The sequence below is a fragment of the Mesorhizobium qingshengii genome, from assembly GCF_027563465.1.
GTDB classification, from domain to species: domain Bacteria; phylum Pseudomonadota; class Alphaproteobacteria; order Rhizobiales; family Rhizobiaceae; genus Mesorhizobium; species Mesorhizobium qingshengii_A.
The window spans coordinates 112,851-134,498 of sequence record NZ_JAPFQA010000001.1 but is presented as its reverse complement, the minus strand read 5'-3'; the positions used below and the strand labels follow the sequence as shown (position 1 = coordinate 134,498).

Here is a 21,648-nt window from a genome sequence, read left to right as displayed (position 1 = left end):
GGCAGAACCGGATGGATGTCCTCACCTTCCTGCCCTACTTGCAGCCACCCTGGGCCCATTTGGCGAGCGCCACCTTGAAGCGTGTTCCAAGCGGATGTTGCAGGCGCAGGACAGAGACATCGTTGGCGGCGAAATTCTTCGCCTGATCGCACAGCCGGGCCTCGTTCCATTCATGGCAGCCGTCGCAGTGCTTGCCCTCCCACACCGACTTGTCCAATCCCTCCACCGGACTGAAGAGGGGCTTGCTCTTGATCAGCTGGGCGATGCTCTTGCCGTCGATTGCCGGATCGCCGAAATCGATCGGATGGTCGAAAAAGATCGGAGCGTCCGACGCCAGCCTGGGGATCTTCTGGCGCAGCACATCGAGCGCCAGCTGGTCGTCACCTTGGCCTGATGCGCCTGCCGCGCCGGTGTTGCGCGCGTCGGAGGCGCCTTCGGCCGGAAGTGGACTCGCCTCGCCCACGATCAATGGCGCGTTGAGATCGATCCTGTGCAGGACGACCTCCGTGGTCAGCGAGACGTTGATCCAGGGACGCTGCTTGCCAGCGGTTGCCTTGAAGACGTCGCTGGTCACCCTGTTCATCGCCTCGGTGATGGAGACGTTGGATTCGCCGATGTGCTGGAGCAGCGCCGCGGTGAAAGGCGAATGTTCGCCCGACCCGTCATAGGCGAGTTGATTGGGGCTGGCGGCGAAGGCGACGAGCGTGCCGGCGCCACCATTCTCTATCGGGATCTCGGCAAGGCCGCTGCTTGCACCGTTGACGCCCGCGGTCTTGGCCAGCACCTCGGCGAGGGGATTGTCGCGGCAAGCGTCGAGAAACACCAGCCTTATGCTGGTCTCCCGCGACATCTGGCGCAAAACGAAATCAACCGACACGGCCTCGAAGTCGAGGGAGGTCTCATCCTCAAGCGCGGCGTCGACCGGAAGCAGATAGTTCTTGCCCGAAACCTGCAAGCCGTGGCCGGCGTAGAAGAACAGCGCCACGTCGGCTCCGCGCACCTGTTTTGCGAACTGGGCAATCGTTGCCTGCGTCTGCAATTTGGTCTGGTCGAAGCCGGAAACGACCTCGAAGTCGAGCTTCTTCAAGCGTTCAGCCATGGCCTGGGCGTCGCGCACCGGATTGGTGAGCGGCGGCGCGTGCTGGTACTGCGAGTTGCCGAGGACAAGCGCGACGCGGCGCTCCGCATTGGCCATCGTCAAAGTCAGAAGCAAGGCGAGCGCCGCAAGGCCGGCGGCGCGAAAGAGGCCACCGCAACGGGCGATCAGATGGGACCTCACCGGAACCTCAGTTCACGAGCTTGCTGGCGGAAAACTCGATCCGCCGATTGAGCGCCTTGTTCTTCGGCGTGTCGTTGGCGGCAACCGGCCGCTCCTCGCCGTAGCCGGTCGCCGTGATCTGCGTGCGAGGAATGCCCGCGGCAACAATGGCGTCGGCAACCGCCTGGGCCCTCCGCTCCGACAAACGCTTGTTCTCGACAGGCGACCCATCGGAATCAGTGTGGCCGGAAACCTCGACCTTCAGGCCAGGACACTTGCTCACGACACCGACGACCTCCGCAAGCAGCGGGCGGCTTTGGGTATCGAGCCGCGCGCTTGCCGGCCGGAAATAAATGGCGCCGGTGCGCGAGAGCACGGCGAACCTGTTCAGGCACTCCTCGTCACTGAAATTCGCCTTCGCGGCATCGGTGGCGACCGGGCCCACCTCGGCCGAACTCGCCGCGGCGGTCTGCGTGGCGGCCGGCTTGCTGCCGTCGGCGGTGAAGACGAAGTCGAACGACACCGACGCGGTGGGCACGATGTTGGTGACATTGGCCGCCTGCTGCAGCTTGTCGACGTTCGGCAGCAGGCCGAAGTCCTCGACATGGACAGCGACCGGGGCCTCCGAGGCGACCGACACCATGTTGTCGCTGATCATGGTGACGACGATGCTGGCCTCGAGGTCCTTGTCGACGCCGTGCAGATTGAGACGGAAAGGCAAGGTTGCCTTCACCCGGCGCTTTGTCGCGAGATCGGCGAATGCGGCGGGATCCACCTTCGCCGTCAGCTCGGCCGTCGGGTACTTGAAGGTCTCGAAGAACAGGAAGCGCATGCGGACATTGCGCAGATCGACGCCGGTATCGACCGAATTGAGGTCGAAGGTGACCTTGGCATCACCCGCCGAACTGAGGGTGCCGGCGATGTTCCTGATCTTGTTGGTTTCGACGATCGTGTTCTTCTTGACCGACTGGTAGGTGAGCACCGAAGCGGTGGGATCGAGCGTCCAGTTCGGCGCGGCGCCGGCGGCTTGCGATCCGAGCCACAGCAACAACGCGACGATCAGGCCAGGAGCCTTTGCGGTGATGCCTCCAGACCGTGTTTTCCACCAGAATGCGACGACTTCGAACATGGAACGCCCCTGCCCAGGACACGACACCAGGCGGGAGCATAGAGCACTTGCGGCTGCTTGGCGAGCAGGCACGCCGACCGGTCGCGAAAGCGTGAAATTCTCCTCTGGCGGTATTTTGAAAAGGTACTGAACTCAGCTCAGCTGTGCGCCGGCATACAGCCGACTGCTATCGATGCTCATCACCAGCCGCCTCCGCCTCCGCCGTTGCCACCCAGGGGAGCGACCACAGGCGGTGGCGGTTCGACCTCAGCAGGCTTGATCACTTTCCTGGCGGCAACTTTCTTGGGTTTGTAAACCTTTGACCCGGTCGTCGTTCGAACAATCTTCGGCGAAGGCTTCGTCGCCACCGGCGTCGGCTCAGGTTTAGGTAACAAGGACGTGCAGCCCATCAGCGCCGCAAGAGCGCTGCAGAGAATGGTTGCGATGACTGTCTGCTTCAATGCCCTGCGCACCATTGCCTCCTTGTGGATCAAAACAAATCACGACGCGGATTGGCTTGCTCCCAGACCGCCCTGGCCGCATTGACCAGTTGCGTGTCGACAGAACCACTCGCCGGAGTCTTCGACTTGAGTTCCGCGCGCAGTTGCTTCAGTGCAGCGGTTTTCGCCTTCGAGCCGAATTTCGCCAGCGTGTTCTTTGCGTCCGGAATTTCGTTGCGGAGATCAAGCGCGGCCGCGAACGCAAGATAGCGCACGGCCAAAGCCTGGTCGGCCTTGTCGCCCTTCTGCATCTCAACGGCCGCGCGATCATACGCGCCGGATTGATCACCCCGAGCGGTTGCCAGCTCGAACAGGCGCTGCGCTTCATCAAGATTTTGCTGCACGCCGACACCGTCCCGGTACATGCGCCCGAGGCTGCCCGGCGCGTAAGGTTGGCCAAGGTCAATGGCCTTCTGGAAAAGCGCCATCGCAGCCTTCGGGTCCTTCTCGACCCCTCGCCCGGTGATATAATTGCGGCCGAGAAGGTTCATGGAATACATGTCCTGTCGCTCCACGCCAGCCTTCAGAAAGGCAACGGCGCGGGCCGGATCGGCGGGCACGCCGTTGCGGCCTTCCGTGAAGATGGCGGCGAGATCGTTCATGGCATAGGTGTGCCCCATCGCCGCTGCCTTGAGCAGCAGGTCCAGGCCCTTGCCGGTGTCGCGTTGGATGCCGAGACCGTTGAACAAAGCGCGACCCCATGCCGTCATCCCGTAGGGGTCGCCTTTGTCGGACGCCACTGAGTAGAATTCGTTGGCCTTCTTGGGATCGACGGCCATCCCTATTCCAGACGAGGCGATATACCCGAGTTCGAAGACGGCGCGCACGTGCCCCTTTTTGGCGGCGTCCTCGATGGCCGTCCTGGCTTCCGCGACCTTGCCGGACGCAAGCAGCGCGCGCCCGAGTTCGTAACGGAAGCGCGGCACATCCGGATAAGCCTTCACCGCAGTCTCGCAGACATCCACGGCGCTGGCGCCGATTTCATTCGGCAGCAGGCCGGGGACGACGCCCTGCAGGTCGAGAGGTTCGCCGGCAGCCTGGTCGCACGGATCGACGCTTGGCGACAGTTTCATGGTGGCGGGCTTGGATGAGCTGCTGTCGGCCCGGATCTCGAAGCCGACCTCGACCGGTTTGGCGGCACCGATCTGTGGTTCGTAGCGCAAATTGTCGACCTCGTCCGCCATCACGCTCGACTCCGGCGACAGGGCACGATCCGGCAGGGACAGCGTTCCCGTCGCCGGATAGCTCGCGAGTTTCAGGCTGACGGAGGGATCCTTTGTGGGGAAATCCAGCTTCAGCGGAACCGGGCCTACTCCGACGGGGACGCTGATCTCGCGGTTTTCGATCGCCTCGGCGGCGCCGGTGATATGGATGCCGCGCTCCAGGACCTGTTGCTTCTGCTCGGCCTCGAGCGAGGCCACAATCTGTTCGCCCTGAGCGCCTTCGCCGCTCTTGACGCGGAACACCAGGATGCCCTGGGTCCGGCCGCCCCAATTGTCATGCGTGGCGTAGGCGAGCATATCCACCTCGTCCTGCGCGGCGGCCCCCTTGGGCACATCCATCTGCAGACGCGGCAGGTCCTTGCCCTGGATCTGTTCGCCAACCTCGACAGGCTTGCCGTCCAGCATCAGACGTCCGAGCGCAGGCGGCCTTTCGATGCTGACGGTTATGGCTCCGCCATCGACGTCGACCGGTTCCGGCAGATCCAGAGCGACCGGGCCGACCCCGGACGGCACGACCTTCTCCAGGACCGGCGGCAGCGAGGGCCGGCTGGCGCGGCGCATCAGGACAACCTCGTCGATGAGCGAGGAGTTTTCCCAGGGAACCTGTTTGCCGTCGGTGGCCTCAACCACATCGCGGCGCACCGCGGCCATGACCGTGCGTATCTCCTGGTTCGGAGCCAGCGCGCGGCGGGAGAAGGCGGATGAAAAGGGGCTGAGGTCGCCCGCTCCATCATAGGCAACCGCGCCCGGTTCGGTGGCGAAGGCAATCAGCGTGTTCAGCGAGCTTTTGACCTGCGCAAGGCCGGTGTTGCCCGCGGCGATCAACTGGTCCCGCAGCCAATAGTCCTTGCGCGGAAACGGATTGTTGCGGCAGGCATCGAGGATGATCACCTGGATCTTCGATTTCGAGCGCAACTGCTCAAGCACATCGTCCAGCTTGACCGCCTGGACCTCTATGTCGGCCGCGTTCTTCAGCGAGGCATCCACGGGGATCAGGAAGTTTTCGCCACCGATCTGAAAGCCATGACCTGAATAATAGACGACGGCCAGATCGGCGCCGTCCGCTGCCGCAAGGTAGTTGCGGAACTGCTCCTCGAACTGCAGTTTTGTGAGATCCTTGGCGACGAACACTTCGAAACCGGCCAGCCGAAACGTCCTCGATACGTCCTCGGCATCCTTGTCCGGATTCTTGAGAGCGGGGATTTCCCGGTATTCGGAATTGCCGACCACCAGGGCGACCCTTCGATCGGCCGACGTATCAAAGGTGGTGAAGGCCGCTACGAGGACGACCGCAATGAATCCGCAAAGCCGGAGCATGCCAACTGCCTTAACCGTCGCTACCTGATGACCACAAGCTTTCAGGTTGCGGCATCAAGGTCTGTTAAAGAGCTCACAAACCGCCGAGACACGAACAGAGTGAAGAGGCCGTCGCTACAGCGGGCACTTTCATCGTCTGATTGAGGTCTAAATTACCCCAGAGCCGGATCATCCGCAATGCGTGTCAAATGTGCCGGCGCGGCTGTCCGGACCGACGCACCCGCCAGGCTTCAAATCCGGCGACGGTGTGCCGCGCCCCAACAAGGGCCAGAATTTCGGAGCCATTGCGCGGTTAGTTTTTGCTTGTGAACGCGCCGGCGGATTGTAGCTTGGCCATGTGCCCGTCCGACCAAGGTAGTTCGCGAGATGACCCACATCCAGATTGCCATGGATGCACCGTGGCCCTGAAAGCCGCCGCCCATATCGAGGCCATGTCTGCCTTCGCGCTCGCGAATTTCGGCGGCCATGACCAGCCAACCCTCGCTCAGAACGAAAGCGCCTTTCCGCCCAGCCCCAGGGCGATCGCCGCTGGCCAGGACGCGATTGCCCGCAGCCATCTCTATCCCGATCCGGACTGGACGGCGCTGCGCGAGGCGATCGCGCAAGCCCATGGGGTCGAGCGCAACCTGATCTTGTGCGGCGCCGGTTCGATGGAGCTGATCAGCTGCACCATCGCGGCGTTCGCGGGGCCAGGCGAGGAGGTGCTGGGCACCTCCTATGCCTATAATTTCGTGGCCTCCGCGGCGGCTCGCACCGGTGCTGTCTATGTCAGGGCCGCGGAACAGGATTTCGCCGTTTCGGTCGACAGCATCCTCGCCACCGTCACGCCGGCAACGCGGGTCGTCTTCGTCTGCAATCCCGGCAATCCGACCGGCACCCGCATCGGCAACGCCGAGCTGCTGCGCTTGCGCGCCGCGTTGCGCGGGGATGCGCTGCTCGTGATCGACCAGGCCTATGGCGAGTTCGACGACCAGGACCCACGGCCTGTCTTTGCGCTTGTCGCACGCGGCGATACCGTCGTGCTGCGCACGCTTTCCAAAGCCTATGGCCTGGCTGGCGCGCGCGTCGGCTGGGGGCTGTTTCCGCCTTCGGTCGCCACCGAGGTGCGCAAGATGCAGAACTCCAACCAGGTCACCACCGCAAGCCTGGCAATGGCGGTCGCGGCGGTGGAGGACGAGGCCTACATGCGCGAAACGGTGGCCCGCACGGCCGGGATTCGCGACCGGTTCGCGCAGGATCTGAGGGCTGCCGGATATGATGTACCGGAAAGCCGGACGAATTTCGTGCTGATCCGCTTTCCCGACGCAGCCGCCGCGGAGGCAGCCGAGAGGGCCTTGCGCGCCGCCGATATCATTGTGCGCAGCCTGGGCGGTTACGGCCTCACGGACTGCTTGCGCGCGACGGTCGGCCCGCAAGAGACAATGGATCAGGCACTGCGCGTACTGATCGACATGCACGGCGGATAGTTTTGGCGACTGCATTCGAGGGAGCGTTGAGAGATGCCATACCTGCCCGTCCGTGACTTCATCGGTTATGGCGACAAGCCACCTTCGGCCGCATGGCCCGGTGGCGCCAAGCTGGCGCTCAACATCGTCGTCAACTATGAGGAAGGCGCCGAGTACAGCATCGGCGAAGGCGACGGCCTCTCAGAGGCGATCCTGTCGGACCTTGCCGTGTCGCCAGCGGTGCCGGGCCTGCGCAACCGCAATATGGAATCGCTCTACGAATACGGCTCACGCGTCGGCGTCTGGCGGCTCGCCTCGCTGTTCAGGGACAAGGACATCATCCCGACCTTCTACGTCGTCGGGCGGGCGCTGGAACTCAATCCGGAAGCGGGCAAGGCGATCGCAAGCCTCGGCAGCGATATCGTCTGCCATGGCTGGCGCTGGATCGACTACGCACCGCTAAGCGAGGACGAGGAACGCCAGCACATCGCGATGACCTTTGACACAGTCCAGCGGCTGACCGGCATTCGCCCGCTCGGCTGGTACACCGGCCGGCCCAGCCTCAACACGCGCCGGCTGGTGGCGGAGCATGGCGGCTTCCTGTTCGATTGCGACGACTACAATGACGACCTGCCCTACTTCGTCGAGGTCGGCGCAAAGCGGCATCTGGTCGTGCCGCACAGCTTCGACAACAATGACAGCCGGTTCTCGCGTGGCTCCGGGCTGGAGACCGGCAGCCAGTTCTTCGAATATGTCAGCGATGGGGTGGATTGGCTTCTGGCCGAGGGCGAGCGGACGCCACGCATGATGACGGTGTCGCTGCACTGCAGGCTCGCGGCCAGGCCGGGCCGCATGGTCGGGCTCGCCCGCTTCCTCGACAAGATCAGGGCCAATCCAGACATCTGGATCTGCCGCCGCTCCGACCTTGCCCGGCATTGGCTGGACCGGTTCGGCGGCTGAGGCGTCATCCGGCGGCACCAGCCGCCGGTGAAACATTCCTACTTGTTCGGCACCTCGTAGACCTTGCCGTGCCAGGGCGCAGCGTCGATCTGATCGAGCGCCATCACGTAGAGCACTTTCTCGTCCAGCCCGAAAGCGAAGTTCGGCATGGATGGCGACGGTACCGAAAGCATGCGCAGCAGCTTCGCATCCTTGTCGACGACGATGATCTTGCCGGGCGCATCGAGCGAGCGCGGGCTCTGGCCGATATACATCTCGCCGGCCTTGTCCATCTTGATGCCGTCAGGCCAGATATGCGGCTGGTTCGGGAACAGATCGTCGAGGCGCAGGAAGACGCGGCGGTTGCTCAGGCTGTGGTCGGGTTGAACGTCGAACTCGATGATCCTGTTATCCTCGGTCTCGACCAGATAGAGGATCTTGCCGTCGTTGGACATGACCAAGCCGTTGGCATTGTGCAGGTCACCGGCAACCTTCCTCACGCTACCGTCCTTGCCGATGTAGTAGGCCGAGGCGTCGATCAGCGGACCGCCCTTGCCGGACCCCGTGAAATAGGTGCCGCCATCCTGGTCGGGCGCGAAGTCGTTCGGGCCGCTGAATGGCTTGCCATCAGTGTCCTTGTCATAGGCCGGCAGCGTCTTGCCGTCGGCAGAGATGCGGCCGATCGTGTTGTTGTCGTAGCAGGTGACGAGGAACTCGCCGGCCGTTGTCGGCAGCACAGCCGAAGGGCCGCAACCGTCCATCTTCCAGAAGATCTCGTTCTTCCTGCCGTCCCATACGCTGACCGTACCGCGGCCGTATTCGACGTAGAAGAGCTTGTCCTGGTACCAGATCGGACCTTCGGCGAACCACGCGTCGTCGTTGATGACCTTGACGTCTCCCGCGTGCGCAAAGGATGTGAGGACCAGGGCAAAGATGGTGCCCAGCAGATGCCGTTTGATCATGCGATTCCCCTTTTCTTCAGGCCGTTGAATCTTCCCCGCGTCAGGTTCGCTGACGTTACCCGCCAGCGTCGATGGTTCTGTCGGTCCGCCCGTCGATCGCCAGACGGTCCAGACCTACGCCCGCAGCCGCTTGCCTTCGGGGTCGAAGGGCGGCTGCTTCAGCAGCACCGCGTCATGCGGCCTCCCGAGTATCGCGACCGTGACGGCATCGCCTGCTTTGGCCGAGCCGGCCTTGACATAGCCAAGTGCCAGCGACTGCTCGACGAAATAGCCGTAGGCGCCCGAGGACACCTGGCCGATCGGCGTGCCGTCCGGCAGGAATATCGGCTCGCCGCCGGTCGCGTCGGCATCCCTGGCATCGATCGACAGCATGATCAGTTCGTCGCGCGCCGGCCTGTCGGCGACGGCGGCGTAGGCGTCGCGGTTGAGGAATTCGCCCTTGTCCATTTTGACAAGCCGATCGAACTTGACCTCCTGCGGCCAGTATTCGGGAGAATATTCCCGGCTCCAGCTGCCATATCCCTTTTCAACCCGCAGCGACATCAGCGCGCGCGAGCCAACCGGCCCGGCGCCGACTTCGCTGCCGGCCTCAAGCAGGGCACTGTAGAGCTCGACCTGGTTGGCGGCCGCGCAATAGAGTTCCCAGCCCAGGTCACCGGTGAACGAGACGCGCAGCGCCACCACGTCGACACCAGCCACCGTGATCTGGCGCGAGCGCATGAATGGAAACGCCTCCGTCGACAGATCGGCATTGGTCAAGCGCTGCAGCAGTTCGCGCGATTTCGGGCCGGCGACGTTGAAGCCGGCCAGTTCCTCCGTGCGCGAACGGAATGTGGTGCCTTCAGGCAAAGGGACGGCCTTGAAGAACCTTTGGTGGAAGCGCTCGGCCATGCCGGAACCGAAAACCATGAACTCGTCGTCGGCCAGCTTTGTCACAGTGAAGTCGCCGGCGATCCCGCCGCGCTTGCCGATCAGCGGCGTGAGACAGGAGCGCCCGATTTCCGCCGGCATGCGGTTGGCGAACAGCGCGTTGAGCCAAGCTTCCGCGCCGGATCCCCTGACCTCGTATTTGGCAAAATTCGAAACGTCGATGATGCCCGCATGCTCGCGCAGCATGCGCGCTTCACGTCCAACCGGACCCCACCAGTTCTGGCGCTTGAAGCCGATCGTCTCCTCGCGCGGCTCGCCCTCGGCGGCGAACCAGAGCGGATGCTCCCAGCCGAAATTGAGGCCGAAGACGGCGCCCATCTGCTTTTGCATGTCATAGGCGGGCCGGATGCGGACCGGCCGTCCGGCGGCACGCTCCTCGTTGGGGAAATGGATCTTGAAGCGGTGGCTGTACTGATCCTGCACGCGGGCCTTGGTGAAAGCCTTGCCGGCCCAGTGCCCGAAGCGCGCCATGTCCCAGGCGAACATGTCGAGCGAAGGCTCGCCCTCGATCATCCACTCGGCCGCCAGCTTGCCCATTCCGCCCGATTGCGAGAAGCCGGGAATGATGCCGTTGCAGCAGAAATAGTTGCTGAGTTCGGGCACCGGCCCGAACAGCACGGCGCTGTCGGGCGACCAGATCATCGGGCCGTTGATCACCTTTTTGACCCCTGCGGTCCCAACTGCTGGAACGCGCGCGATCGCGCGCAGCATATTCTCTTCGATGCGGTCGAGATCGTCGGGAAACAGCTCGTGGCCGAAGTCCAGCGGCGTTCCCTCCTCGGCCCAGAACTTCATCTTGCGCTCGTAGGCGCCGATGAGCAGGCCAAGCCCTTCCTGACGCAGATAATATTCGCCGTCGCGATCGGCGACCGAGGGCAATCTGCGGCCCATGGCAGCGATTTCCGCAATGGTCTCGGTGACGAAATACTGATGCTCGGTGGGGATCAGCGGCAGTTGCAGGCCGGCCATCGCGGCGACCTCGCGACCCCACAGGCCGGCGGCGTTGATCACCCATTGCGTGCGAATATCGCCCTTCGGCGTGCGCACGATCCAGCTGCCGTCCGGCTGTGCTTCGGTGGCGGTGACCGGGGTGAAGCGATGGATCTCGGCGCCGCGTTGCCGGGCGCCGGCGGCATAGGCGGCGGTGACGCCGGACGGGTCGACGTTGCCGCCCTCCGGCTCGTACATGATGCAGCGTATGCCGTCGAAATCGACCAGCGGGTGCAGCCGCTCCGCCTCGTCGCGCGCGACCTCATAGAAGTTCATCTTGTAGCGCCGCGCCTTGGCCTCCTGCAGCCTCAGCTGATGCTCGCGCGCTTCGGTCTGGGCGAGGTAGAGCGAGCCCGGCTGGAAGATGCCGCAGCCCTGTCCGGTCTCGATCTCCAGTTCCTTGTAGAGCGCCATGGTGTAGTGCTGCAGACGGCTGATGTTGGTGGAATCGTGCAGGCCGTGGATGTTGGCCGCCGCATGCCAGGTAGAGCCGGACGTCAGCTCGTTGCGCTCGAGAAGAACCACGTCGGACCAGCCGAATTTGGCGAGGTGATAAAGGATCGAGCAACCGATCAGGCCGCCGCCGATGACAACGGCTTGTGCATGAGTACGCATATCGAGATTTCTTCCCTTGGTTCGGCGACTTTTGCTTTCGCGCTTTCGAAGAGCGCCTTGGAGATCTGTTCGGCCGGCTGGTCAATTGCAGTCGCCTGGCGAAGCCAGGGGCACAAGATGCGCCCCTGGAGCATGCAATGGATTTACCCGTTCTATGCCTTGTCGAGCCAGACCTTCTCCAGTTGCAGCTCGAATGTCTGGTGCATCTTGAGGTTCTTCACATAGGCGGCGTGGTGGCGGTAGAGCGAACGCCAGAACGACTGAACCAGCACGCCCGAATCCTGCAACGTCCACTCGACATCCTTCATCAGCTCCTTGCGCTTGGCGGGGTCGGCGACCGCAAGCGCGGCATTGAGCTTCTTGTCGAAATCCGGGTTGGCGTAGCCCGACTCATTCCAGGCTTCGCCGCTGCGGTAGGCGAGCGCCAGCACCTGGACTCCAAGCGGTCGCATACCCCATTCGGTGGTCGACCATGGATACTTCGTCCAGTCGTTCCAGAATGAAGTTCCGGGAATGATCGTGCGCTTCACCTTGAAGCCGGCCTCGCGCATCTGCGCGGCGACGACATCGGCCGGGTCCTTGACGTAGTCGGAATCGTAGGAAATCAGCTCGAACTCATGATCCATCTGGCCGGCCTCGGTCATCAACGCCTTGGCCTTCGCCAGGTCGCGCGGTACTTTCGGCAGCTCGTAATATTCCGGATGGATCGGGCAGACATGATGGTTTTCAGCGACCTGTCCGAGGCCGCTGTAGCCGAGCTTCAGCACCGTCTCGTTGTCGACCGCGAGCTGGATGGCGTTGCGCACCCTTTTGTCGTCATATGGTTTGTTGGTCACGTTGGTGCGCAGCACGATCGTTCCCGCGGTGACGACGGATTCCTTGACCAGGCCCATGCCGTCATAGAGGTCCACGGTGCCGCCGACCGTCTGATAGTTGCAGTCGATCTCGCCGGCCTCGAAGGCGCTGGCGATGGCCGGGCTCGAAGCGTCCGTCCCGTAGTCGGTCCAGTCGACGCCGTCGAGATAGGGCTCTCCGCCGAACCAGGTGAAGTCCTTGCGGCGCCTCACCGAAGCGGACTCGCCGACCTTGTATGAAACGAGCTCGTATGGGCCGGTGCCGGGCGTCTTGGTCATGTCGGCACCGTCCTTGTCGAAATTGCGGTGGACGATGATGGCAGGATAGTCCGCGAAGCCCGGAATGATGGTGACGTCGGACTGGCCGCACTTCAGCTTCACCGTATGGTCGTCGACCTTGGTGATGGCGCCCGCAATGGCCTTCTTGGTGGCGGGGTCGATCAGCGTGGCCATGCGGCCGGCCATCGAATTGCCCTCGGCCGTCTTGTCGCACCAGCGCTCGATGTTGAAGACGATGTCGTCGGCGTTGAGCTCGTCGCCGTTCGACCACTTCACGCCCTTGCGCACATGCAGCGTGTATTCGGTGGCATCGTCGCTGACTTCCCAGCTCTCGATCAGATGGCCCTCGAAAGTAAAGTCGGAGGTGTAGCGGATCATGTAGTCGTTGCACTGGCGCAGCACGTTGGCCATTTCCGACCAGTCCCACAAGCGTGGATCCTTCATGTCCTTTATGATCATCTGCATCTTCAGGATGCCGCCCTTCTTGCCCGGCTCCTGGGCAGCGGCCTGGGCCGGCGAGAGGCCAATCATTGAATAGGCGAACGCCGTGGAGGCGCCCATCGCGCTCGCCATGGCAAGGAACTCGCGGCGATCCATGCCGCCGTTCCTGACTTCGTCTGCATAGCTTTCGATGGCTGCCGGGACGCGGTCACCGTTGCTCTTGAAAATCGTCATTGTGATTCTCCGGTTTGGGCTTTCCGCCCGTTACATTCCCCTTGCATGGGGGATGTTAGAGGCGATGCAAAAATCCCGGAAGGGCTTGAGCCCGAGCAAACCGCCGAAAACCGGCTTCGATGACCTAAAAAAACGATGCCATTGGCGTGTCAAATTTTGAGTTTGGAAAATTCACCGGCTGTGGAAACAGCGCTAGGCACTATCCTCCTGCGCTCGCGAGAGAATCCATTCCCGCACCGTGCGCGCGATGGTTCCCTTCGAAAGCTGGTTCTCGGTGAGGTAGTAGTTCCATGGGCTCGGCGGCCGGACGGGGAACGGTTCGACGAGCAGTCCCCGCCGGAGATAGGCGTGGGCAAGCGAGCGCTGGGTCGCGACGAGCCCTGCCCCCATGGCGGCCAGTTCGAGCGCGATGTTGGAAGCGTTGGTCGTCAGGCCTTTGTCGTAGTCCTCCATGTCGACGCCCAGCGCCGACGTCACGACCTGCCAGTATTCCTGGCGGCCATGCACGAAGATCCAATCGACCTTGAGTATATCCCGAGGCAGCTTCAGGGCGTCCTCGCCATCCAGCAGCGTGGGAGCGCACAGCAGAACCAGTTCGTCGTTCCACAGCGGGATGCCAGCGGGCGGACGGTCGTCGAAACGCCGTGTGGAAATGGTGATATCGGCGATCTGCTCGCTGAGGTCCTCCCAGATCGTGCCGTGAAGCACGATCTCGATTTCGGGATGCTTCTTGCGGAAGGCGGCCATGCAGCCGGCCAGCCAGTTCTCCGCCAGGCTCATCGGGCAGGAGACGACCACCGTGCGGTTGCGCGACGAGGTCACGATCGCCTCGGTGGCCTGGTCGATCTGATCGAGCGCCTGACGCAACGTCGGCAGGAACGCCTCGCCCATTTCGGTGAGCTTGAGACTGCGCGGATAGCGGATGAACAATTGCCGCCCAATATAATGTTCGAGCGCACGGACATGCGTGCTGACGGCCGCCTGCGTGTATCCGAGCTCCTTGGCGGCCATGGTGAAAGAGAGATGCCGGGCCGAACTCTCAAAGGACCGGATATAGTTCAAGGGGGGCGGCGGCTTCATCGCTAACTCCTGCAACACGCTGGGATAGCTATCCCACAGACGCGCCGCCGTTCAATCATGCCTGATGGCAAGACGTGAATATTTTTGGCCAAAGCCGCCAAACTAATTGCGTGAAAGCACGATGGACCCAAATTAATGATGTCGTGACGCAGAGGGGAGTAATGCAAGTGGCTGTGCCGTCGCATCGGCGTGAAGGGCCTGACGCGAGTACCAGCGCTGCCGTTCGCCTGGCCGATTTCGTGTTGCGGCGGCCGGCGGCCGTATTCCCGGCGCCTGTGCTGGAACAGGCGCGCTATCTCCTGCTCGACACGCTCGGAATTGCCATTGCGGCAGGTCCGATGGAAGCTGGTCGGATCGCCCGCGACACCGCCGCTCTTCTCTACGGCTCGGCCGATCCGCTGTATTCGGCGAGCATGCTTTTCGACGGTCGCCGCGCCAGCATCGCCGGAGCCGCCTATGCGGCCGCGACGCAGATCGACAATCTCGACGGCCACGACGGATACAGCCCGACCAAGGGCCATATCGGCGTCGCCGTCGTGCCGGCGCTGGCGGCGCTTGCCGAGGCGCACCCCGACCTCAGCGGGCCGGAAGCGCTGGCGTCCCTGGTCGTCGGCTACGAAGTCGCCGGCCGGGCCGGTATCGCACTGCATGCGACGGTGTCGGACTACCACACATCGGGCGCCTGGAACGCGCTGGGCGTGGCCGCGCTGGCGGCAAGGTTGCGGCGGCTCAGCGACGAGCAGTTGCGAGAGGCGCTTGGCATTGCCGAATATCACGGCCCGCGCAGCCAGATGATGCGCGAGATCGCCAACCCGACGATGCTGCACGACGGCTCGGGCATCGGCGCGCTGATCGGCCTGTCCGCCGCGGTGCTGGCCGAGCGCGGCTTTACCGGCGCGCCGGCGATCACGATCGAGGCACCCGACGTCGCCCCGCATTGGCAGGATCTCGGCGCCTTCTGGCAGGTGCTGCACCAGTATGTGAAGCCCTACCCGATCTGCCGCTGGGCGCATGCGGCAATTGACGCGACGCGCGGACTTTGCGTGGCACATCATCTGGCGCCGTCCGACATCGGCCATGTCGAGGTCAACAGTTTCCACTACGCCGCAACGCTGTTCGACGGCATGCCGGACACGACCTCGAAGGCGCAATACAGCCTGCGCTTCGCCGTCGCGACCTTCATCGTCCATGGCCGCATCGGACTGGAACATATTTCCGGCAGCGGGCTTGAGGATGACGCCGTCGCGGACATGCTGGGCCGTATCACCGTCTCGGAATCGGAGCGCCACAGCGCCCGCTTTCCCGCAGGCCGCTGGGCCGACGTGACGATCACGACCAGCGATGGGCGGATGCTTGCTTCAGGCGACGTCCACGCGCGCGGCGGGCCGGAGGCGCCGCTGACACACGCTGAAATCGAGGCCAAGTACATGGAGTTCGCGGCGCCGGTGCTGGGACAAGGCCGCGCCAGCGCGATCCGCAACGCAGTCCTGTCGCTCACCGAGCCGGACAGCCGCTTCCTTGATCTTTCGGTATTGCTCTACGATCCTCCGGTGATCAGTACGATGCTCCAGCGGCCAGCGTGGTAGGCTAGATGCCGCTCAGGCTTCTGAAATACGGTCTCAGCAGGGACTATCCGGTCAGCGGCGACATTCCCGCAGCGCCAGACCTCAAGCCATCCTACGATGTCGTCATTGTCGGCGGCGGCGGCCACGGATTGTCGTGCGCGCATCACCTGTCGAAATACCACGGCATACGCAGCGTCGCGGTGATCGAGAAGGGCTACCTCGCCGGCGGCAACACGGCGCGCAACACGACCACGATCCGCTCGAACTACATCACACCGGAAGGCATCGCCTTCTACAAGGAAGCCGTCGAGCTGTTCGAGGGCCTGTCGCAGGAACTCGACTTCAACGTCATGTTCTCGCAGCGCGGCCAGCTGACCCTTGCGCATACGGAAGCGACGCTTCGCAGCTTCCACGCGCGCGCCGAGATGGGCAAGCACCTGGGCACGCGGACCGAAGTGGTCGACCAGAAGGCGGTCGAGGAGCTCGTGCCGTCCCTCAACATGGACCATGGCGGCGCGCTCGAGATCCTTGGCGGGCTCTGGCATGCCGATGGCGGCACCGCGCGGCACGATGCGGTTGCCTGGGGCTATGCCGCGCAGGCGTCGCGGCGCGGCGTCGAAATCCACCAGCGGACCGAGGTGGAAGGCTTCGAGGTCGTCGGCGACCGGGTCCAGGCCGTCAAGACCAACCGCGGCCGCATCGCCTGCGGACAGGTGCTGATCGCGACCGGCGGTATGAACTACGACGTGGCGCTGATGGCCGGCGTCGAGCTTCCCATCCGCTGCTATCCGCTGCAGGCGATGGTGACGCAGCCGCTGAAGCCCTGGCTCCACACGCTGGTCTCCTCCGTCTCCCTGCACACCTATCTGGTGCAGTCCTCGCGCGGCGAGATCGTCATCGGCGGCGGCTCCGACCCCTACCAGCTCTATTCCACGCGTTCGACGCTCGATATGAAAGAGCACCTCGCAGAAGGCGCCGTGCACCTCTTCCCGTTCCTGCAGGGCGTGCGGTTGCTCAGGCAATGGGCAGGGATCACCGACATGACACCAGACTACAGCCCGATCATGGGTGCCAGCCCACTTCAAAATCTGTGGCTCGATTGCGGCTGGGGCACATGGGGCTTCAAGGCAACGCCGGTCGCCGGCAAGCGGATGGCGGAGACCATCGCCAAGGGCCGTGTGCCCGACATCCTGAAGCCGTTCGCGCTGGAGCGTTTCGAGACCTTCCGGCTGCTCAACGAAATGGGCGCTACGGCGGCCAGTCACTGACCATGAAACGCCACTGACCATGAAGATCCTGACCTGCCCGATGAACGGCCCGCGCAACATAGACGAGTTCCAATCCTTCGGACCCGTCCGCGCGGAGCCGGACCCGGATCGGACCGCCGACACGGACTGGTCGCGACACCTGTTCCGCGCCGAGAACCGCAGGGGCATCGTGGTCGAGTGGTGGCGGCACGTGCCAAGCAATTATTTCTTCCTCGCCGAGCGCGATCTCGTCACCAACGAGATCATCCGCACTTTCGACGCTTCAGAACGTCGGGCTCAATCATGAACCGGCTGCCTGAGCCCTGGGGAAGCCGGATCGACCGAAGCCGTCCCATCCGCTTCACTTTCGAGGGCAAGACCTTTGAAGGCTATGCCGGCGACAGCATCGCCAGCGCGCTCGCCGCCTCCGGACAATGGGTGCTGTCGCGTTCCTTCAAATATCATCGGCCGCGCGGCGTCCTCTCAATGACGGGCGCGGACGCCAATACGCTGGTGCAACTGCCGTTCGAGCCGAACGTCGCCGCCGACCGCACCCCGATCAGCGCGGGGCTGCGGGTGAGCGCGCAGAACGTCAACGGCTCGCTCGAACGCGACCGCGATGCGATCATCGACAGGCTCGGGCGCTTTCTGCCGGTCGGTTTCTACTACCGCACCTTCATGGGACCACGCCGCGACAGCTGGCTGAAATTCTGGGAGCCGATGATCCGCCGCAAGGCCGGGCTGGGCGTGGTCGACACCACGGCCCCGTACCGGCATTTCGACAAGACGCACCTGCACTGCGACATCCTCGTGGTCGGCGCTGGTCCGGCCGGACTGAACGCCGCGATCACTGCAGCCGAGGGTGGCGCTGATGTCGTGCTCTGCGACGAGAACCCGGAGATCGGCGGATCGTTGACCTATGGACGGCATGATCCGGCAACTCTTGCGGACCTGTCCTCCAGGCTTCGGGCGCTGCCAAATCTGCGCCTGTTGACCGGGACCGTCTGCAACGGCTGGTATGAGGACAACTGGCTGCCGCTGATCCAGGGCGACCGGCTCCATCGCACACGGGCGCGCTCGGTAATCCTGGCCACCGGCTCCATCGAGCAACCCGCCATCTTCCGCAACAACGACCTGCCGGGAATCATGCTGGGCAGTGCCGCGCAGCGGCTGATCCGCCATTATGGCGTGCGCCCCGGACAAAAGGCAGTGGTGCTGGCCCCCGGCGACGAGGGCTATTGCGTGGCGCTCGATCTGGTCGAGGCCGGCGTCTCGGTCATGCTGGTCGCCGATCCGAGATCCGGCGGCGGGGCCGGCCCCTTCGAAGCCGAGTTGCACGGCAAGGGCGTGGCCATCCAGAAGGCCGCGACGATCGAAGCCGCCGAGGGGACGGCGGGAAATCGCCACCTTGCCCGCGTTCGTGTCGGCGGGCGCTGGATCGAGTGCGACCTGCTCGCCGTCTCGGCCGGCCAGGTGCCTGCATGGCAGCTGCCTTGCCAGGCCGGAGCAAAGGTCGGCTATGACGCCGCTACCGGATCGATGACGCTCACCCTCCCGAAAGCGCCGGTCCACTTTGCCGGTTCCGTTGCCGGAGATAACGATCTGCGGGGCGCGATTGCCGGCGGTTGCCGGGCGGCGGCCGCCGCGCTTTCGCAGCTCGGCAAGGCGGTCGTAGAGGACAGAAGCCCCACCAGGCCGACGGCCACCAGCCCGGTCCATGTGTTGCCGATCGTCGCCAATCCAAAGGGGCGCGATTTCGTCGATTTCGACGAGGACCTGCAGGTCAAGGATCTGCAGAACGCGGTCAAGGAGGGTTATCGCGAGATCGAGCTCGTCAAGCGCTTCACCACCGTCGGCATGGGTCCGAGCCAGGGCCGCCATTCGGCCCTGGCAACGGCAAGGATCGTCGCCGAGGCGACCAGCCGGACGGTTGGCGAGGTCGGCGTCACCACCGCGCGGCCACCGGTCGGGCCGGAGACGCTGGGTGTGCTTGCCGGCCATCATGAGCCGCTCGAACGGCGCACGGCGCTGCATGCAAGGCACCTCGCGCTCAACGCCGTGATGAAGCCGGTCGGCGCCTGGTGGCGGCCGTATTTCTATGGCGATGCCAGTGAGGCGCAAAAGGCGATCCGCGACGAGATCATGGCGGTGCGCGAAGGCGTCGGCCTGCTCGACGTCTCGACGCTCGGCAAGCTGGAGCTGCGCGGGCCGGATGCCGGCGCGTTCCTCGACCGCCTCTACACCATGGCGCATGCCAACCAGCCGGTCGGGCGCGTCCGCTATTGCCTGATGCTCAACGAAATGGGCTCGGTGGTCGATGATGGCGTTGCCTACCGCATGGCGGAAGACCGGTTCTATGTGACCGCCACCACGGGTGCGGTCGCGCGCGTCTATGCCGATATGCTGTTCTGGAACGCGCAATGGCGCTTGCGGGTCGATGTCCTCAACCTCACCGGCGCGTTCTCCGGCTTGAATGTCACCGGGCCCAAGGCGAGGTCCGTGCTTCAGGCGCTGGAAAGCGACATCGATTTCGGCCGCGGAGCCTTCCCCTATCTCAGCGGCCGCGAAGGTGTTGTCGCCGGCGTGCCGGTGCGGGTGATGCGGATCGGCTTCACCGGCGAGCTGAGCTACGAACTGCACTGCCCGTCGAGCCTCGCGCCCGCCCTATGGGACGCGGTGATCGCCGCCGGCAAGCCGCATGGCCTCCAGCCCTATGGCCTGGAGGCATCGCGCATCCTTCGCCTGGAGAAAGGCCACATCCTGATCGGCCAGGACACCGATGCGATCACCACGCCGGACGAACTCGGCTTCGGCTGGGCGGTCTCGAAGAAGAAGCCGTTCTTCGTCGGCAAACGGTCGATCGAAATGCGCGCAAGGCTGGGCCAGTCGCGCAAGCTCGTCGGCCTGCAATTCCCGGCCGATGCCAAGAACATACCCGGTGAAAGCTGCCTCGTGCTGCGCGGCACTACTCCCGTCGGACAGATCACTTCGGTCGGCTTCTCGCCGACGCTCGGCTGCGCCATCGCGCTCGCCTACGTCCATGTCGACGACTCCACGGAAGGCAGCCGGGTGACGGTGAAGTGCCGGAATGGCCAACTGGTCGACGTACCGGTGGTCGCTCATGCCTTCCTCGACCCCGCGAATGCACGGCAGGAGATGTAAATGGCAGCATCCCCTGTGTTTCCGTTCATGCCGGGTGGCGCCGCGGACGGCACGAGGCTGCCTTCCGGCGCGGTGATGCTGACCGATCTCACAGGCGGCTTTCGCTTCGGCCTCAAAGGCGGCGGCAGCGCCGGCTGGCTCGCGTCGCAAGGCGTTCCCTTGCCTGCCGTCAATCGTCTCGGCAGTTGGCGCGGCACGCGCGTGCTGCGCCTCGGCAACGAAGATATCCTGTTGCTGGCCGATGGAGCCGACAGCACGCTCGCCGAGCTTGCAAGCACTTGGCATGGCGCAACTGCGCCAAAGGGCTATTCATCGTGGCGCGAGGAGGGCTGGGCGTGGATGCGCGTCTCGGGCCCGCAGGCGCCGCGAGCGATGGAGCGGCTATGCGCACTTGATCTCAGAGCCGATAAATTCAGCGCCGAGGACATTGCGCAGACGCGCGTTGGCCACATCGAGGCCGTTATGGTCCGCTCGCAGGCGGGTTTCGATGTACTGTTCGACGTCACCGCGTCGGCTTACTTCGCCAGGACGGTAGCGGCGGCGGCCAGGCACTGCACAGATTTGCTGATCGATACGGAAGGACACACATGACCCGCCCGCAAGGAACCATCGCACCGATCCTGACGCCGTTCGAAGACGACGGCCGCATCGCACGCGACCTCTGGGTATCCCACGCCAAATGGGTGCTGGACCAGGGGGCGCATTTCCTGTCGCCGTTCGGCACCACCGGCGAGGCGCTGTCAATCTCGCTGCGCGAGCGCATGCAGGCGCTGGAGTGGCTGGTCGAGGCCGGCATTTCGCCCAGCCGGCTGATGCCCGGAACCGGCGTCACCGCGCTCCCCGAAACCGTCGAGCTGTCGACCCATGCGGTCGGGCTCGGCTGCGCTGGAGTGATGGTGCTGCCGTCGTTCTTCTACACCGCTGTCGGCGACAACGGCCAGGCCCGCTACTACCGCGAACTGATCGAGCGGGTGGCGAACCCGGCCATGAAGATGATCCTCTACCACATCCCGCAAAATTCCGGCGTGCCGGTGAGCCCGGCCTTGACCGCCCGGCTGAACGAGGCGTTTCCCGACACCGTAGTGGCTTACAAGGACAGCGCCGGCGACTGGAACAACACGGCGGCAGTGATTGCCGCGGCGCCCAGGGTCGCGGTCTTCCCGAGCTCGGAAGCGCAGCTGACCAAGGGTCTTTCGAGCGGCGCGGCGGGTTGCATCTCGGCGACCGTCAACCTCAATGCCGCGGCCATCCGGGCCCTCTACGATCGTACGATGGCCGGAGAGGACGTTGCCGAGGCGGACGCGACGGTCAAGGCGTTCCGCAAGATCATCCAGGATGCCGGTCTCATCCCGGCGATGAAAGCCGTGCTGGCGGTGCGGTCCGGCGACAAGCGCTGGCTGAACCTGCGAGCGCCGCATGAGAATGCAACGCTCGAAAGCGGCGAGAAGCTGCTTGCCGCGCTCGGTCCTTCGGCCGACCACATTGGCCGGAGCTGAGAG

The 21,648-nt window shown here is 64.2% G+C and carries 15 protein-coding genes; 8 read left to right on the top strand and 7 right to left on the bottom strand.

The features are described from left to right. Positions 1 to 34 precede the first annotated feature (34 nt). The 3 genes from OOJ09_RS00620 to OOJ09_RS00610 form a co-directional block, all read right to left on the bottom strand. Complete coding sequence (locus OOJ09_RS00620; RefSeq protein WP_269903331.1) at positions 35 to 1,279, bottom strand: caspase family protein; 1,245 nt, start codon at positions 1,277 to 1,279, stop codon at positions 35 to 37. Between the two features lie 7 nt (positions 1,280 to 1,286). Next, a complete protein-coding gene (locus OOJ09_RS00615; protein ID WP_269903330.1) occupies positions 1,287 to 2,387 on the bottom strand; it encodes an OmpA family protein in 1,101 nt (366 codons plus the stop codon). A gap of 469 nt (positions 2,388 to 2,856) precedes the next feature. Continuing rightward, entirely contained in the window at positions 2,857 to 5,406 is a 2,550-nt protein-coding gene (locus OOJ09_RS00610; RefSeq protein WP_269903329.1) for a caspase family protein, read from the bottom strand. A gap of 398 nt (positions 5,407 to 5,804) precedes the next feature. Between OOJ09_RS00610 and OOJ09_RS00605 the strand changes: the two genes are divergently transcribed. Both OOJ09_RS00605 and OOJ09_RS00600 read left to right on the top strand, forming a co-directional pair. Beyond that, positions 5,805 to 6,872, top strand: a complete 1,068-nt coding sequence (locus tag OOJ09_RS00605) for a pyridoxal phosphate-dependent aminotransferase (RefSeq protein WP_269903328.1) — start codon at positions 5,805 to 5,807, stop codon at positions 6,870 to 6,872. A 33-nt stretch (positions 6,873 to 6,905) separates the two neighbouring features. Continuing rightward, on the top strand, positions 6,906 to 7,811 hold the full coding sequence (locus tag OOJ09_RS00600; protein ID WP_269903327.1) for an allantoinase PuuE: 906 nt from the start codon (positions 6,906 to 6,908) through the stop codon (positions 7,809 to 7,811). Between the two features lie 38 nt (positions 7,812 to 7,849). Here the strand turns inward: OOJ09_RS00600 and OOJ09_RS00595 are convergent, their stop codons facing one another. The 4 genes from OOJ09_RS00595 to OOJ09_RS00580 form a co-directional block, all read right to left on the bottom strand. Beyond that, entirely contained in the window at positions 7,850 to 8,752 is a 903-nt protein-coding gene (locus tag OOJ09_RS00595) for an SMP-30/gluconolactonase/LRE family protein (protein ID WP_269903326.1), read from the bottom strand. Between the two features lie 114 nt (positions 8,753 to 8,866). Then, a complete protein-coding gene (locus OOJ09_RS00590; protein WP_269903325.1) occupies positions 8,867 to 11,287 on the bottom strand; it encodes a GcvT family protein in 2,421 nt (806 codons plus the stop codon). 152 nt (positions 11,288 to 11,439) lie between these two features. Next, a complete protein-coding gene (locus OOJ09_RS00585; protein WP_269903324.1) occupies positions 11,440 to 13,095 on the bottom strand; it encodes an ABC transporter substrate-binding protein in 1,656 nt (551 codons plus the stop codon). Between the two features lie 192 nt (positions 13,096 to 13,287). Then, the gene (locus OOJ09_RS00580) at positions 13,288 to 14,175 is read right to left on the bottom strand and encodes a LysR substrate-binding domain-containing protein (RefSeq protein WP_269903323.1); all 888 of its coding nucleotides are present in this window, start codon (positions 14,173 to 14,175) and stop codon (positions 13,288 to 13,290) included. Between the two features lie 167 nt (positions 14,176 to 14,342). Here OOJ09_RS00580 and OOJ09_RS00575 point away from each other — a divergent pair, with 167 nt between their 5' ends. The 6 genes from OOJ09_RS00575 to OOJ09_RS00550 are packed head-to-tail and all read left to right on the top strand — an operon-like array spanning position 14,343 to position 21,645. Then, on the top strand, positions 14,343 to 15,761 hold the full coding sequence (locus OOJ09_RS00575) for an MmgE/PrpD family protein (protein ID WP_269903322.1): 1,419 nt from the start codon (positions 14,343 to 14,345) through the stop codon (positions 15,759 to 15,761). A gap of 5 nt (positions 15,762 to 15,766) precedes the next feature. Next, the gene (locus OOJ09_RS00570) at positions 15,767 to 17,008 is read left to right on the top strand and encodes an FAD-dependent oxidoreductase (protein ID WP_269903321.1); all 1,242 of its coding nucleotides are present in this window, start codon (positions 15,767 to 15,769) and stop codon (positions 17,006 to 17,008) included. A gap of 19 nt (positions 17,009 to 17,027) precedes the next feature. Beyond that, complete coding sequence (locus OOJ09_RS00565; protein WP_269903320.1) at positions 17,028 to 17,294, top strand: sarcosine oxidase subunit delta; 267 nt, start codon at positions 17,028 to 17,030, stop codon at positions 17,292 to 17,294. Further along, positions 17,291 to 20,149, top strand: a complete 2,859-nt coding sequence (locus tag OOJ09_RS00560) for a 2Fe-2S iron-sulfur cluster-binding protein (RefSeq protein WP_269903319.1) — start codon at positions 17,291 to 17,293, stop codon at positions 20,147 to 20,149. The genes OOJ09_RS00565 and OOJ09_RS00560 overlap by 4 nt, the downstream gene beginning before the upstream one ends. Continuing rightward, entirely contained in the window at positions 20,150 to 20,740 is a 591-nt protein-coding gene (locus tag OOJ09_RS00555; RefSeq protein ID WP_269903318.1) for a hypothetical protein, read from the top strand. Next, entirely contained in the window at positions 20,737 to 21,645 is a 909-nt protein-coding gene (locus OOJ09_RS00550; protein ID WP_269903317.1) for a dihydrodipicolinate synthase family protein, read from the top strand. The genes OOJ09_RS00555 and OOJ09_RS00550 overlap by 4 nt, the downstream gene beginning before the upstream one ends. The last annotated feature ends 3 nt before the right edge of the window (positions 21,646 to 21,648 follow it).

Bases quoted from the DNA above. Each gene is read 5' to 3' on its own strand.
- OOJ09_RS00615 (WP_269903330.1), bottom strand. From the start codon at position 2,387: ATGTTCGAAGTCGTCGCATTCTGGTGGAAAACACGGTCTGGAGGCATC.
- OOJ09_RS00610 (WP_269903329.1), bottom strand. From the start codon at position 5,406: ATGCTCCGGCTTTGCGGATTCATTGCGGTCGTCCTCGTAGCGGCCTTC.
- OOJ09_RS00600 (WP_269903327.1), top strand. From the start codon at position 6,906: ATGCCATACCTGCCCGTCCGTGACTTCATCGGTTATGGCGACAAGCCA.
- OOJ09_RS00595 (WP_269903326.1), bottom strand. From the start codon at position 8,752: ATGATCAAACGGCATCTGCTGGGCACCATCTTTGCCCTGGTCCTCACA.
- OOJ09_RS00590 (WP_269903325.1), bottom strand. From the start codon at position 11,287: ATGCGTACTCATGCACAAGCCGTTGTCATCGGCGGCGGCCTGATCGGT.
- OOJ09_RS00585 (WP_269903324.1), bottom strand. From the start codon at position 13,095: ATGACGATTTTCAAGAGCAACGGTGACCGCGTCCCGGCAGCCATCGAA.
- OOJ09_RS00580 (WP_269903323.1), bottom strand. From the start codon at position 14,175: ATGAAGCCGCCGCCCCCCTTGAACTATATCCGGTCCTTTGAGAGTTCG.
- OOJ09_RS00570 (WP_269903321.1), top strand. From the start codon at position 15,767: ATGCCGCTCAGGCTTCTGAAATACGGTCTCAGCAGGGACTATCCGGTC.
- OOJ09_RS00565 (WP_269903320.1), top strand. From the start codon at position 17,028: ATGAAGATCCTGACCTGCCCGATGAACGGCCCGCGCAACATAGACGAG.
- OOJ09_RS00560 (WP_269903319.1), top strand. From the start codon at position 17,291: ATGAACCGGCTGCCTGAGCCCTGGGGAAGCCGGATCGACCGAAGCCGT.
- OOJ09_RS00555 (WP_269903318.1), top strand. From the start codon at position 20,150: ATGGCAGCATCCCCTGTGTTTCCGTTCATGCCGGGTGGCGCCGCGGAC.
- OOJ09_RS00550 (WP_269903317.1), top strand. From the start codon at position 20,737: ATGACCCGCCCGCAAGGAACCATCGCACCGATCCTGACGCCGTTCGAA.